Origin of the sequence: Flavobacterium sp. FlaQc-57, assembly GCF_044007395.1 — a bacterium.
Lineage (GTDB): Bacteria > Bacteroidota > Bacteroidia > Flavobacteriales > Flavobacteriaceae > Flavobacterium.
On record NZ_JBIPDA010000006.1, the window covers coordinates 385422 to 400672 of the forward strand.

Sequence of the window (15251 nt, forward strand, 5' to 3'; positions counted from 1 at the left end):
TTGCATAGAAATTAGGAGCTGTTTCCCGCTATTCGTTTCAACCTTTTGTGCCAAACACTGGTACAAAAGGGTTTTCACTACTATCGGGGCTAGAATACCAATCGAAATTAAAAGAAGTAATCGGTTAAATTGAACTAAAATGAAAAATCCATATAAAGGTAAACGATGGTTTAAACTCCTAGGCAACAAATATGTTTGGGTGTTACTATTTTTTGTTGTCTGGATGCTGTTTTTAGACAATTACTCTTATTTTGATCATCGCTTTTTAGACGGACAGATTAACGAATTACAAGACAATAAAAAATATTATCAGGACGAAATAAAAAAGGATCAGGAACAGATCAAACAACTTAAAAATCCTGAACAAATAGAAAAATATGCTCGAGAAAAGTACTTTATGAAAAAAGACAGCGAAGATATTTACATCATCCAATTTGAAGGAGATACTATTCAAGATACTAAAGAATAACCAGAAAAACACCCAATGGCAACTACCCTATTCGACGATTTTAATCCGATTTCATCCAAACAATGGAAACAAAAAATTCAGTTTGAATTAGATGGAGCCGATTATAATGAAACTGTTATTTGGCATTCTCCAGAAGATATTCAAGTAAAGCCGTTTTACCATAGAGACGAATTCTCAAAAGCTGCCGTTGTAAAAACCGAAGCTTCAAATTTCAAAATCTGTCAGAATATTTTTGTTCATGATATCGATAAATCAATTCAGAGAGCACTTAATACTATTGAAAGAGGTGCTGAAAGTTTGCGTTTTACTATTCAAAACGAAAAAATTGATATTCAAAAATTATTAGAAAATCTTCCTTTAGAAAACAGAACCGTTTACTTCAATTGGAGCTTTATTTCAATCGATTTCGTAAAAATATTGGACACTATTTCGATTCAGAAAAAAGCCATTTTTTATTGCAATATTGATCCTATTGGTCATTTTGCAAGAGAAGGGAATTGGTTTACAACATCAGATAAAAATAATTTTGAAACGCTTGAAAACATTTCAAAAGCAACTACAAATCTTTCTTTATTAAGCATAGATTTGGGTTTGTATCAAAATGCAGGCGCCAATATCACTCAGCAAATCGCATATAGTTTAGCACATGCAAACGAATATTTCAATCGTTTATCAACTATTACGAAACCTATTGTTTTTCAGATTTCAGTTGGAACTAATTATTTCTTTGAAATTGCAAAACTTCGCGCTTTAAGAATGCTTTTTAAACTAATTGCTTCAGAATACAATTCTGATTTAGAATGTCATTTTTTGGTAACGCCTACCAAACGTAATAAAACAATTTACGATTACAACGTAAATATGCTTCGTACAACAACCGAATGTATGTCGGCAATTTTAGGCGGTGCCGATGCTGTAGCCAATTTACCATACGACTCTTTGTATCATAAAGACAATGAATTTGGTGACCGAATTGCCAGAAATCAATTATTAGTTTTAAAACACGAAAGTTATTTTGACAAAGTTGATAATCCTGCCGATGGAAGTTATTACATAGAAAGTCTAACCATGCAATTGGCCGAAAAAAGTCTGACTTTATTTAAAGACATTGAAGCTAATGGAGGATTCCTGAAACTTTTGAACGATGGAACCATCAAAAAGAAAATTCAGGAAAGTGCTGCAAAAGAGCAGGAATTATTTGACTCCAAAAAAGAAATTTTATTAGGCACAAATAAATACCCAAACAAAGACGACAAGATGAAACACGATTTAGAATTGTTTCCCTTCGTAAAAATAAAACCAAGAAAAACATTAATTACACCAATTATAGAAAAAAGATTAGCCGAAAAACTGGAACAAGAGCGACTAGAACTTGAATAATCCTTTTTTTTTTAGTAATTAATAAAACCACACAAAGAAGTGTCTCCATGATAAGAAAAGACCTTAAACATATTACTCTCGAAAGTCTAAAATCTAAAGCCCAAAGTCCAAATCCGGAAGTTTTGGGCGATAGCTTTTTTACTGCTGAAGGGATTGAGCTCAAAAAAAATTATTCTCAAAAGGATATTGAAGACTTAGAATTTCTTGATTTTGGAGCTGGCTTTGCACCTAATTTACGCGGACCATACGCTACAATGTATGTAAGGCGTCCGTGGACAATTCGCCAATATGCAGGATTTTCTACTGCAGAAGAAAGCAATGCTTTTTACCGAAGAAATTTAGCAGCAGGACAAAAAGGATTATCTATTGCTTTTGATTTACCAACGCATCGCGGTTATGACTCTGATCACGAAAGAGTTGTTGGCGATGTTGGGAAAGCAGGCGTAGCTATAGATTCTATTGAAGACATGAAAGTGCTTTTTGACCAGATTCCACTTGATGAAATGTCGGTTTCTATGACAATGAATGGAGCTGTTTTACCTATTATGGCTTTTTATATAGTTGCAGCTGAAGAACAAGGTGTTTCAATTGACAAATTATCAGGAACAATCCAGAATGATATTCTAAAAGAATTTATGGTGCGTAATACTTATATATACCCACCAACACCTTCAATGAAAATCATTGCTGATATTTTTGAATTTACCAGCAAAAAAATGCCGAAATTCAATTCTATATCTATTTCGGGATATCATATGCAGGAAGCCGGAGCAACTGCTGATATTGAATTAGCATATACTTTGGCCGATGGTTTAGAATATATTAGAACCGGATTATCAACAGGAATGACCATTGATGAGTTTGCTCCTCGCCTATCTTTCTTTTGGGCAATTGGTATGAATCATTTTATGGAAATTGCAAAAATGAGAGCTGGCAGGATGATTTGGGCAAAATTAATTCAGCAATTTAATCCAAAAAGTGACAAATCTTTGGCACTTAGAACGCACTGCCAAACAAGTGGCTGGAGTTTAACAGAACAAGATCCTTTTAACAATGTCGCCAGAACTTGTATAGAAGCAACTGCCGCAGCTTTTGGCGGAACACAGTCTTTACATACTAACGCTCTTGATGAAGCAATTGCTTTACCAACTGACTTTTCGGCTAGAATTGCGCGTAATACACAGATATTTCTACAGGAAGAAACTAAAATCACCAAAACAGTCGATCCTTGGGCTGGCAGCTATTATGTTGAAAGTCTAACCAATGAAATTCTGGAAAGTACCTGGAAACTTATTGATGAAGTAGAAGAATTGGGCGGAATGACAAAAGCTATTGAAGCCGGAATTCCGAAACTACGAATTGAAGAAGCTGCCGCAAGAAAACAAGCCCGAATTGATAGTGGACAGGATATTATTGTTGGTGTAAATAAATTTAGATTAGAAAAAGAGGATCCGTTACATATTTTGGATGTTGACAACCAAATGGTTCGTAAGCAACAAATTGAACGCCTTTCAGAAATAAAAGAAAAAAGAAATACTGAAAAAGTAAATCAATCACTAGAAAAATTAATTCATTGTGCTAAAACTGGTCAAGGAAACTTACTTGAAATTGCTACTGAAGCTGCACGAGAAAGAGCTACTTTGGGCGAAATTAGTGATGCTCTTGAAAGTGTTTTTGGCAGATACAAAGCACAAATTAAATCCTTTAGCGGTGTGTATAGTGCAGCAATAAAAAATGACGAGAATTTTGAAAAAGCAAAACAGTTAGCTGATGCTTTTGCAAAACAAGAAGGAAGGCGCCCAAGAATTATGATTGCCAAAATGGGGCAAGACGGACACGACCGTGGTGCAAAAGTTGTGGCAACAGGATATGCTGATGTTGGTTTTGATGTAGATATTGGCCCACTTTTTCAAACTCCGGCAGAAGCAGCAAAACAAGCAGTTGAAAATGATGTACACATTTTAGGCGTTTCATCATTGGCGGCAGGTCACAAAACATTAGTTCCGCAAGTCATTGAAGAACTTAAAAAACATGGACGAGAAGATATTATGGTGATTGTTGGCGGTGTGATTCCGGCACAAGATTATCAATTCTTATTCGATGCGGGTGCAGTTGCTGTTTTTGGTCCAGGAACAAAAATCAGCGAAGCGGCAATCAAAATTTTAGAAATTTTAATCGATTAAGCAATCATACAAAACAAAAAAAACCAACATTTATCATGTTGGTTTTTTTATAAAGTTGAATCCTCATTAAATATTATGTATTGTAGCATTACTATCTGCTTCAATATGAGAAAGATCATAACCTCCAAAAGCTTTCAAGTAACTCCTTAATGAAGTACCGTAAGCATCTTTAAAATATCTATTCCCTTTGTTTTTGAAGAAATTTTTTACAGATCCTGCACCTCCAAGATGTGCAGCTGCTAAAATTCCTGATTCAGTAATTTCAACTCCACCAATTACTTTTCCTTCATACCTTTCGATTTCATTACGTAAAATCCATTTATTTTTGGATAACAACGCAATAAAAGCTTTTTCTTGTAATGCAGGATCTTTTAAAAAGGCTTTGCTATTTTTGATACCAACAGATTTTAAAGCTTGAATACCAAACTGGTATTTTCCCATATAACCAAGTGAATTTACCAATCGGTATTTTCCTTGAGATTCTTTAAAAGCTACTGCTTCTTTAAAACTTATAAGGCGCTTTTTTGTAAATAGGACATTTACTTGTTTTACTTCAGGATAATCATCCTCTTCTAGCGATGGAAATAAGTATTCTGATCCATCTGTTTTTTCTATTGAAAACCAAGGTTTGGTTTCTCGACTAAAGGGTTTAAAACCCACACTTAAAAATGTAATAATAACGATCAAACTCGCATAAAAGTACCACTTCTTTATCATAAATTGTTTTTCTTCAAAACGCTGTCACCTTTTTGAAATTTCTACGGTGCAAAGATAATAAAAACAAAATAATACTGATAATCAATACTTTACAAGGTTTTAAAAATATAAGGCATATGCTTTAAGCCCTTTATTAGCTGAGTATTCGAGCGTTGGCGCCGGAATTTTTATAGTGTTAAAAATGGAGAAAACCGTCTTCAAAAAATGTGATTTTGTGTCAATTTTAGCTAAATTAACATCAAAACTAAGATAAATCTGACGAAATCTTTCAGGGTTTTGGATAGAATTAACATTATCATTTTGTAAATTTCCTGTTAACATTCCATCAGCTCCATATCCAAAAGCAATATTTAACCACTTCGGAATTTTTGTTTCTTTTGCAAAAGAATGAAGATTTACGGAGAGCCAATATGTTTGTCCATTATAATCTTTTAAGAGCTGTTCATTTAATGAACTTCCTAAGGATTCAGGTCTTAAATTTGCATATTGCGTGGTATGAAAAGAGAATTTTGGAGTAATTCGCTGCTCTCTCCAAAGTAATTCCTGAGAAACATATAGTGCTGTTCCTGTTGCATTGGCAATTATGTCTCCTGAAGAAGCTCCCCATTCTGACGAAAAACCATCTAAAACTTCAACAGCTGTCAAGAATGCAAATCCTAAAGTGGCTCCATAAACGAGCTGCTCCTTTTGATTGGCTCCACTCCAATTCATCATTTCGGCTCCAAATCTGCCTAAATGATAAGCAGAATACATATGTCCAACTTTATCCATCTGAAGCCATTCGCTATTGTCATTTATAAAATGAAAATTAGAACGCGGATAATCTGCATACCAGAGCTGGTTTAAACCTAATAAAGTAACCGAAGCTAAAGCAGCCTCAGTTACTATTACTGTATTTTGTCTTTTTTTATTTAAAGTGTCGGAAGGGGCCAAAAAGCTTTCAAATTTGCTTTGTGCCTTCATAGAGAAAAAACTCGATAAAAATAAAACCGATAAGAGAACTAAATTTCTAAAATTCAAAACTATCTTGTTACGCCTTGACTAGCAATCCAGTCTGAATATTTTTTTGCATTTACATTGTGCTCCGCTAAAGTTGCAGCAAATTCGTGGTATCCAAAACGCTCTACACTAGCGCAAAAGTAAATATAATCGTTTTTTTCAGGGTTTAAAACTGCTTCAAGAGCAGTGATATCAGGCATTGCAATTGGTCCCGGAGGTAGTCCAATATTCACATAAGTATTATATGGCGATTTCATTAGCAAATCATTATAGAATACTCTTTTAATGACTTGATCAAAATTATTGTCTCTTAATTTTAAAGCATAAATAACAGTTGGATCTGCTTGTAAAGGCATTTCTAAACGTAAACGATTCAAATAAACACCTGCAATACGAGGTCTTTCATCTTTTTTTACTGATTCTTTATGAACAATAGATGCCAAAATTGTCGCTTGAACTGGTGTTAAACCTTGTTTCTTAGCTTTCTCAATTCTTTCAGGAGTCCAAAAATTATGATATTCCTTGATCATTTTATCACGGAACTTTTCTGCCGAAGTATTCCAATAGATTTCATATGTATTTGGAATAAACATTGCAAAAACATTATCTTCATTAAAACCATTTGTAGCTAAAAAAGTAGAATCTTTAAACGCTTTCATCAATGACAAACTATCTGCTTCTATTTCTGCACCTACTCTGCCAGCAAAGTTTTCTAAACGCTCTTGATTATTGAAAGCCAGTTTTACAGGAACATTAGAACGCATAGCTCTAACCAAATCCATGTTGTTCATGTCTTTTTTAAGCAAAAATCGACCTGATTTTACATTTTCAGGGTAGCTGCGTTTGTTGGCAACCATTTCAAAATTTTCGAAATTTTTAATATATGGCTGTAATATTTTTTTAACATCGCTATAATTTGCACCCGTAGGAACATAAACATAAAGTTCTTTCTCCTCAAATTTAGTGTTGGCACTAAAAATTTTACTGATTAAAATGAATCCGTAAATCATTAAAACTGAAATTACGGCTACAGCAGTTATCGTGATAATTTTTTTTAAGCTCAAAGTTTAGATTTTAAATTTGTTTGTTAATTAACTGAAACATTGCTTCGTCTTGATAGTGGTTATTTAGCAAAATCCAGTCTTTTTTAATTCCTATTTTCTCGAATCCAAATTTAGTAAAAAGAGCTATACTCGCTACATTTTCTACACTAATATTTGCATAAAGCTGATGTAAATTTAAATTATGAAAGGCATATTTAATTAAAAGCTCTAATGCCTCAGAACCAACATTCTGTCTTTTGTTTTCGTCTTTTTGAATAACGATTCCAACGCCAGCTTTATTATTCTTGGGGTCAAATTCAAACAAATCAATTAATCCAATGGCTGGAAAATCTTCGTCTTGGCAAATAGCCAAACGCAATTGTTTTGCTTCATAAATATCCTGCTGCGCATTTTCGAGGTATTGGCGTACCAAAAATCGGCTGTATGGAGTATATGTATTACTAACTTCCCAAATGCTTTGATCATTTTCCATAGCATACACAAACTCTAAATCGTTAGGTTCTAATGCACGGAGATAAATATTTTCGCCTTTAAGAGTTATCATTCTAATTATAGATTTTTTAGATTGTTGATTTTAGATTACTATAGTTCCTTTAAAAACAAATTTTGCTGGACCAGTCAAAAAAACATTGCTATAATGATCTCCTTTTTTATTGAAAGAAACAACTAATTTTCCCCCTTCAACGTTCAAATTAATCGAAGTTTTATCGGTTTGACCAATAGCATTCATTGCAATTGCAACTGCTGTTGCTCCAGTTCCGCAAGCTAAAGTTTCATCTTCAACACCTCTTTCATAAGTACGTAGCGAAAAAGTACTATCATTAACTTTTTTCACGAAATTAATATTGCTACCTTTTTCTCCGTACAACTCACCATAACGAATTGCAGCGCCATTTTCTTTTACATTATAATGTTCTAAATCATCTACAATTTGAACATGATGCGGAGAACCAGTATTTAAAAAAGTATAATCATCCTTTATCTGTACTTCGTCGACATCAATCATTTGCAACGAAATAATAGCATCGTCTCCAACTGAAGCATGATGTAAACCATCTGTTGCAATGAATGTAGTTTGGCTATTAATTACACCAAGTTGATTTGCAAAAGCTACTAAACAACGTCCGCCATTTCCGCACATTGAACTCTGATTTCCATCTGAATTATAATACACCATTCTGAAGTCTGTTTCGGCATCATTTTCTAACAAAATAAGTCCATCCGCTCCAATACCAAAACGTCTGTCGCATAGACGCTCAATCAATTTAATGTCCTCTTTTGGAAAAAAGTTTGTACGGTTATCAATCATTACAAAATCGTTACCGGTACCTTGATATTTATAAAATTCTATTTGCATTTTTTTTACATTAGTAACACAAAAGTACGAACAAATAATTAATGAAATGTTAATCATTGTTAAAGAGCGTTAAACCACTTTACTTCGGCTTTTTTTTGAATTATTTTTACAGTAGATAACTTAAAAACTAATCAACTATGAAACGATTTTCAACCTTATTTTTAGTGTCTCTTTTAAGTGGTGCTACAACCCTTGGTGCTTACAAGTTATTATTTGACAGCAACAATTCTATTTTTGGAAAAGGAAATTCTGTTGTAACAGTAGCTCCTGATTCCTTTGGAAGAAATGTAGCGCTATCTGCTGAAACGGTTGATTTTACTGCCGCTGCAGATAAAACAATACACACTGTTGTTCACGTAAAAAATGTTTCGCGAAGAACAGTTACTAATCCTATGTTGGAATATTTTTATGGTTACGGTGGTCAACAGCAACAAGAACAAGTTGGAACCGGATCTGGTGTTATTATTTCTGAAGATGGATATATTGTTACCAACAATCACGTTATTAAAGATGCGACCGAAATCGAAATTACATTAAACAATAAAAAATCATACAAAGCAAAGCTAATTGGTACGGATTCTAAAATGGATATCGCATTGCTAAAAATCGATGCCAATGAAAAGTTACCCTATACTGCATTTGCAAATTCTGATTCTGTAAAAATTGGTGAATGGGTTTTGGCAGTTGGAAATCCTTATAATTTAACTTCAACTGTAACTGCAGGAATTGTTTCGGCGAAAGCCAGAAATTTAGACACAAACGGAATTCAGTCGTTTATACAAACTGACGCTGCAGTAAACCCAGGTAACAGTGGTGGTGCATTGGTTAATACAAGAGGAGAATTAATTGGTATTAATACTATGATCTCTTCTACTACAGGTTCTTATGTTGGATATTCATTTGCGGTTCCGTCTAATATTGCTCGAAAAATTATCGAAGATATCATGGAGTTTGGAAATGTTCAAAGAGGAATTTTGGGTGTTGAAGGTGGCGAATTAAATAGTTCTGCCTCAAAAGAATTAGGCATTAGTGAAACACAGGGTTTTTATATCAGTAAAGTTTCTAAAAACTCAGGAGCTGAAAAAGCGGGTCTTGGTAAAGGAGATATTATTGTAAAACTTGATGATCAAAATATTTCAACTTACGCAGATCTTTCTGGTTATATCAATACAAAAAGACCAAACGATATTGTTAAAGTAACTTACATTAAAGACGGAAAAACAAAAACAGTTCCGGTAACTTTAAGTAAAAATGAATTTTTCAGTACCGAATTTAAAGGAATTCAATTGGAAAACATTGATGCTTCTGACAAAAAAAGATTCAAAATTGATTATGGAGTAAAGATCAAAAGTATCAATAATGAAAACTTGATGCAATATCAAAATGAATTACAAGGCAATATTATTTTAAGTATTGACAATGTAAAAGCAACAAATATTGAAACGGTTTCTAAACTTCTAAACAAAAAAGATGAAGGTCAAAGTATACGTCTTGAAATGATAAATAAGGGCGGAGAAATTCTTAGAATTATTATTTAATCACGGTTTACGGTCGCAGTATTCAGTTGCAAAAAACTGATAACTGAGACTGAGACCGAAAACTCAAAAAAGCCATCTTAGAAAATAAGGTGGCTTTTTTTATTTTCAAAAATAAATCACAAAATAGTTTACGAAATCGATTGAAATGGATACTTTTGCGCAAAATTTAAAAATAGTCACGTATTTATTTTTTCAATTTAATCAATTATGAGTAACAAATCTTTATACCAAAAAGAGGTATCATTACAAGTCGACCGAAGAAGAGCCGGTGTCGAATTAATTAAAATCATAAGCGATTTATGGTATGACAAATCCATTGAAATGGTTTTATTTAAAAATCAATTATTGGATAAAAATGTCAGCGATATTATCAATTTGCATCAATATGCAGGTGAATTTGTAGGTAAGCCTATCACCATATTTGATTCGGTTGAAATCGCCAAAGTTATTTTATCCTTAGATCTTCCACCTGCAAAATTAGATCTTGGAAAATTAACTTATGAATATCGTTTAGAAGATGAAAAATATCCTGATGCAAGATATTTTGTAATCGACAAATTGAAAAAAGCAAAATCTTCAGAAGAAATTCAGCCAAAAGATGTTGTTTTGTATGGATTTGGAAGAATTGGCCGTTTATTAGCGAGAGAATTAATGTCTAAAACCGGGAAAGGAAATCAATTGCGTTTGAGAGCGATTGTTACTCGTGATAAAAATGATGCGTCTACATTAGAGAAACGAGCTTCTCTTTTAAGATACGATTCAATTCACGGAGATTTTCAAGGATCTGTAATAGCTGATCCAAAAAACAACGCATTAATTATCAATGGGACCACTGTTCATATTATAACTGCAAACTCTCCCGAAGAAATTGACTATACTTTATACGGCATTAACGATTCATTGGTAATTGACAATACAGGAGCATTTACTACTGAGGAAGCTTTAAAAAGGCATTTAACTTCTAATGGCGCGAGTAAAGTTTTATTGACAGCACCTGGAAAGGGAGTTCCGAATATTGTACATGGAGTAAATCACAACGAATATAATCCTGATGAAATTGACATTTTCTCAGCAGCTTCTTGCACTACAAATGCAATTACACCGGTTTTAAAAGCGATTGAAGATACTTTAGGAGTTGTAAAAGGTCATTTAGAAACAATTCATGCATACACAAATGATCAAAATTTGGTTGATAATATGCATAAAAAATACCGTCGAGGAAGAGCTGCCGCCCTAAACATGGTAATTACTGAAACTGGTGCTGGAAGCGCCGTTGCAAAAGCCTTACCCTCTTTAGAAGGAAAATTAACTTCAAATGCTATTAGAGTTCCTGTTCCAAATGGTTCTTTAGTTGTGTTGAACTTAGAAGTTAAAAAAGCAACTTCAATTCCGGCTATTAATAAAATCATGAAAAAATATGCTCTTGAAGGAGAATTGGTAGAGCAAATCAAATATTCCTTAAATAATGAATTAGTATCATCTGACATTGTTGGAACATCTGCTCCTTCAATTTACGACAGTAACGCCACAATTGTTTCCAAAGACGGAAAAAACATAGTGCTTTATATTTGGTACGATAACGAATATGGCTATAGTCATCAGGTAATTCGTTTAGCAAAATATATTGCTAAAGTAAGACGTTTTACTTATTATTAAATAAATACAACCAAAACCAATTTTCTAAAAACCATCAAGTCGATACTTGGTGGTTTTTTTATTAAATAGGAAGAACCGTAGTACTTTTTACTTCGGAGATTACAAAAACAGTATTAATAAGAGATACTTCTGGAAGAATTGATAACTTTTTTTGGTGAAATTGATGATAACTTTCCATGTCCGGAATAATAATCTTTAGCATATAATCAAAATTTCCGGAAACATAATTACATTCCACTACTTCAGGTAAATTCAAAATCGACTGATTAAATCCTTCAGATGTATCATAAGTTTGTTTTGTGAGTGTAACTTGACAATAAACTGTTAGATTATTCCCCAACTTTTTTTTGTTCAAAATTGAAACATACTTCTCAATAACTCCTTCTTTTTCAAGACGTTTCACACGATCATGAACAGGTGTCAAAGACAAATTTATTTTGTTTGCAATATCCTTTAAAGTATAATGCGCATTTTCCTGCAAAAGTCGTAAGATTTTTTTGTCAATTTCATCTAAAGCCATAACGAAAACGTTTTCATTGATTAATAAAATTTAGTCATTTTTTCTTTTTGAAGGCTTTTTTATTTCCTTAAACAGTATATTTTTCTGTAAAAGTATTAAATAAAATAATATTTTCTTATTTATTACTCATTAATCAATAATATATTCTCTATCTGTAGTTTTGTAAAACAATTTCAATAAAAACAAAAAAATATAACAAAATGATAATAGGTGTTCCAAAAGAAATAAAAAACAACGAAAACCGTGTTGCACTAACTCCAGCAGGTGTTTCAGAAATGAAAAAACATGGACATGTTGTTTATGTACAAGCTTCTGCAGGTTTAGGTAGTGGTTTTAATGATGATGAATATGCAAATGCAGGTGCAGTAGTTTTAGGAACTATTGAAGAAGTATATGCTATTGCTGAAATGATTATTAAAGTAAAAGAGCCAATTGCTTCTGAGTATCCATTAATCAAAAAAGATCAACTATTATTTACTTACTTTCACTTTGCTTCATCTGAGCCATTGACTCACGCTATGCTAGAAAAAGGTGCAGTATGTTTAGCTTACGAAACAGTTGAAAAAACAGATCGTAGTTTACCATTGTTAGTACCAATGTCTGAGGTTGCAGGTCGCATGGCTATTCAACAAGGAGCAAAATACCTTGAAAAACCTTTAAAAGGAAGAGGAATCCTTTTAGGTGGTGTTCCAGGTGTTCCACCAGCAAAAGTATTAGTATTAGGAGGAGGAATTGTAGGTACTCAAGCTGCTAAAATGGCTGCAGGTTTAGGTGCGCAAGTTACTATTATGGACTTAAGTTTACCACGTTTACGCCACTTAGATGACATTATGCCAGCTAATGTAAATACAGAAATGTCTAATCACTATAATATCACAAAAGCAATTAAAGATGCTGATTTAATTGTTGGAGCAGTTTTGATTCCAGGAGCAAAAGCACCTCACTTGATCACGCGTGATATGCTAAAATTAATGCGTCCGGGAACTGTTGTTGTAGACGTTGCGGTTGACCAAGGTGGATGTATTGAAACATGCACACCAACAACGCACGAAAATCCTACTTTTATTATTGATGATATTGTTCACTATTGTGTTGCAAATATGCCGGGAGCTGTTCCATATACATCAACTCTTGCTTTAACTAATGCAACTTTACCTTATGCAGTTCAATTAGCAAACAAAGGATGGGAAAAAGCATGTAATGAAAATGAAGAGTTGAAAAAAGGATTAAATATTGCTAACGGAAAAATCCTTTACAAAGGAGTTGCTGAAGCTTGGAATCTACCATTTAACGAAGAAATAGTGCTAGCAAACGCATAGTGTTAACATTAAAATAAGTGCTTACTAAAAAACATTATTTAAAAGACTTTTCTTAATTGAAAAGTCTTTTTTTTGGACAAAAAAAAACCTGTCACATTTAATGACAGGTTTTATTTTATATAAAATATTATAAACTATTTTTCGTCTAAAACTTCTTGTAAAACTTTTGCTTCTGTTCCATTTGGAAAAGTAACTTTGATTTTCTGCGCTATTGTTGGAGCAATCTCTGTAATAGCTTTTTTATCATAAGACTCTCCTTTTTTAATATGCCATCCATAAAAAATAGCTGGTACATGAGTATCATAAGCATAAGGTGTTCCGTGCGAAGTACCAGTAGTCGAATATTCAATATCTCCAGGCTTATCGATAATTACTAAATCTCCATTTTGAGTTACATCATAACCTTTTGCAACAAAATTCAAATAGTAGTCATTCCCTGAATTAGCCAAAACTTCTTCTTCTGTATATACCTTTTTAACTTGCGGTTGTGAAATTAAAAAATCTTTAAAAGCTTGTTTTACTTTTGCCAATTCAAAACCTTTGTCTTTGATAATTTGCTTATTAAAGAACACATTAAAGTTTGAATAATTTAAAATCAGATCAACTCCAAATGTCTTTGTTGAGAAATCCTGCAAGCTCTTTCTAACCTCTTTCGATGGATAATTATCAACATTATATTTATGATCTTTTAAGTAAATTACATTTTCAGCTCCAGCGTGATCTGCCGTTAAGAAAAGTAAATAATTATCTTTACCAACAGTTTTATCTAAATAAATCAAAAAGTCAGCAATCGTTTGATCCAATCTTAAATAAGTATCCTGAAGTTCCATTGATCGAGGCCCAAGTAAGTGTCCAACATAATCAGTAGAAGAAAAACTAACAGTTAGGAAATCTGTGATATTATCTTTTCCTAGTTCCTCTTTTTCGATAGCTTTCATTGCAAACTCAGCCAGCAAATCATTTCCATAAGGAGTTGCTCTTAAAATTCCAGCATCATTCTTCTCATACATTTTTTTCAAATCGTAAGGAAAAACAGGAGCAGCACTGCCATACAACTTCCCTTCATATGGATTATTATCTACCAAACTTTCATTATATGTTGAAGCTGGTTTGTATAAATCCCAACCTTTATTAATGTATGGCATATAATGTTTCTCACTATTAAATTGAGAAACCCATTCTGGCAATTTATCGCCATAAAAAGTACTAGAAATAAAAGCCCCTGTTTTACTGTACCAAAAGGCCCAATTTGCGAAATGACCAGCTGGTAAAATAGCACCACGATCTTTAAGACTCACACCGATAACTTTTCCAGCAAAATTAGTAGCCATACGTACTTCATCAGTAATTGTAGTACTTTGTAAGTTTTTAGGAGACATAGCACCTTCTTCTGCAGTACCATCTCCCACTGTTTTTACACCAGCATCATCTGTACAATACATCTCCTTCCCTAGAGTTCTACTAAACCATTCATTACCAACAATTCCATGTGTTGCAGGTGTAGTACCTGTATAAATTGAAGCGTGACCTGGAGCAGTATAGGTTGGCATATAGTTGTAATGCATATTCTGAAAAGTATATCCATTATTCATTAATCTCTTAAATCCATTTGGCGAAAAATCATCTGAAAATCGATATAAATACTCCATTTTCATTTGATCCACGACAATACCAACTACTAACTTAGGGCGCTGTTGAGCACTTAAATTTGAGATAACAAACAATGTCAACAATACAATACTTTTTTTCATATGTAAATTATAATATTTAAAACAAAAATACAGATTCACATTTATATAGGCTAACTCATCATCCTATAAAACCTAAAATTGATCATAATTTAACAGAAATTAATAACTAAATATTTCGAGTAAAAAATTTAATTTTTCTTTTAGAATAGAGAAAACGTAGATTCTTTTTACAAAAACATATATAACGCAAAAAACCCTATCCGAATTGGATAGGGTTTTTAAAAGAAAGGCGACGACATACTCTCCCACATAACTGCAGTACCATCTGCGCAGGCGGGCTTAACTACTCTGTTCGGGA

The 15251-nt window shown here is 33.0% G+C and carries 13 protein-coding genes; 6 read left to right on the plus strand and 7 right to left on the minus strand.

Going from position 1 to position 15251, the window contains the following annotated elements:
* Positions 1–139 precede the first annotated feature (139 nt).
* Genes ACHRVZ_RS18950 through scpA form a run of 3 tightly spaced genes read left to right on the plus strand, consistent with a single transcriptional unit; the run spans position 140 to position 4032 of the window.
* Entirely contained in the window at positions 140–469 is a 330-nt protein-coding gene (locus ACHRVZ_RS18950) for a septum formation initiator family protein (protein WP_395424445.1), read from the plus strand.
* A gap of 15 nt (positions 470–484) precedes the next feature.
* A complete protein-coding gene (locus ACHRVZ_RS18955) occupies positions 485–1849 on the plus strand; it encodes a methylmalonyl-CoA mutase subunit beta (protein WP_395424446.1) in 1365 nt (454 codons plus the stop codon).
* Positions 1850–1896: 47 nt separating this feature from the next.
* On the plus strand, positions 1897–4032 hold the full coding sequence (scpA, locus tag ACHRVZ_RS18960; RefSeq protein ID WP_395424447.1) for a methylmalonyl-CoA mutase: 2136 nt from the start codon (positions 1897–1899) through the stop codon (positions 4030–4032).
* Positions 4033–4098: 66 nt separating this feature from the next.
* On the opposite strand, the gene ACHRVZ_RS18965 is transcribed toward scpA, so the two are convergent.
* The 5 genes from ACHRVZ_RS18965 to dapF all read right to left on the minus strand — a co-directional run bounded on the left by ACHRVZ_RS18965 (position 4099) and on the right by dapF (position 8169).
* On the minus strand, positions 4099–4749 hold the full coding sequence (locus tag ACHRVZ_RS18965; RefSeq protein ID WP_395424448.1) for a peptidoglycan-binding protein LysM: 651 nt from the start codon (positions 4747–4749) through the stop codon (positions 4099–4101).
* A 99-nt stretch (positions 4750–4848) separates the two neighbouring features.
* Positions 4849–5712, minus strand: a complete 864-nt coding sequence (locus ACHRVZ_RS18970; RefSeq protein ID WP_395424449.1) for a DUF2279 domain-containing protein — start codon at positions 5710–5712, stop codon at positions 4849–4851.
* A gap of 59 nt (positions 5713–5771) precedes the next feature.
* Positions 5772–6812: an endolytic transglycosylase MltG gene (gene mltG, locus ACHRVZ_RS18975; RefSeq protein ID WP_395424450.1), complete on the minus strand. Its 1041-nt coding sequence runs from the start codon at positions 6810–6812 to the stop codon at positions 5772–5774.
* Positions 6813–6822: 10 nt separating this feature from the next.
* Positions 6823–7356, minus strand: a complete 534-nt coding sequence (locus ACHRVZ_RS18980; protein WP_395424451.1) for a GNAT family N-acetyltransferase — start codon at positions 7354–7356, stop codon at positions 6823–6825.
* A gap of 30 nt (positions 7357–7386) precedes the next feature.
* Positions 7387–8169, minus strand: a complete 783-nt coding sequence (gene dapF, locus ACHRVZ_RS18985; RefSeq protein WP_395424452.1) for a diaminopimelate epimerase — start codon at positions 8167–8169, stop codon at positions 7387–7389.
* A 137-nt stretch (positions 8170–8306) separates the two neighbouring features.
* Between dapF and ACHRVZ_RS18990 the strand changes: the two genes are divergently transcribed.
* Both ACHRVZ_RS18990 and ACHRVZ_RS18995 read left to right on the plus strand, forming a co-directional pair.
* Positions 8307–9707 carry a trypsin-like peptidase domain-containing protein gene (locus tag ACHRVZ_RS18990; RefSeq protein ID WP_395424453.1) on the plus strand — a complete coding sequence of 467 codons (1401 nt, stop codon included), beginning with the start codon at positions 8307–8309 and terminating at the stop codon, positions 9705–9707.
* Positions 9708–9914: 207 nt separating this feature from the next.
* Positions 9915–11363, plus strand: coding sequence for a glyceraldehyde-3-phosphate dehydrogenase (locus ACHRVZ_RS18995; RefSeq protein ID WP_395424454.1), 1449 nt, complete (start codon positions 9915–9917; stop codon positions 11361–11363).
* 61 nt (positions 11364–11424) lie between these two features.
* Here the strand turns inward: ACHRVZ_RS18995 and ACHRVZ_RS19000 are convergent, their stop codons facing one another.
* Entirely contained in the window at positions 11425–11883 is a 459-nt protein-coding gene (locus tag ACHRVZ_RS19000; protein ID WP_072961962.1) for an Lrp/AsnC family transcriptional regulator, read from the minus strand.
* A 200-nt stretch (positions 11884–12083) separates the two neighbouring features.
* Here ACHRVZ_RS19000 and ald point away from each other — a divergent pair, with 200 nt between their 5' ends.
* Complete coding sequence (gene ald, locus ACHRVZ_RS19005; RefSeq protein WP_395424455.1) at positions 12084–13202, plus strand: alanine dehydrogenase; 1119 nt, start codon at positions 12084–12086, stop codon at positions 13200–13202.
* Between the two features lie 134 nt (positions 13203–13336).
* Here ald and pafA read toward each other — a convergent pair whose 3' ends face one another.
* On the minus strand, positions 13337–14953 hold the full coding sequence (gene pafA, locus ACHRVZ_RS19010) for an alkaline phosphatase PafA (protein WP_395424456.1): 1617 nt from the start codon (positions 14951–14953) through the stop codon (positions 13337–13339).
* Positions 14954–15251 lie beyond the last annotated feature (298 nt).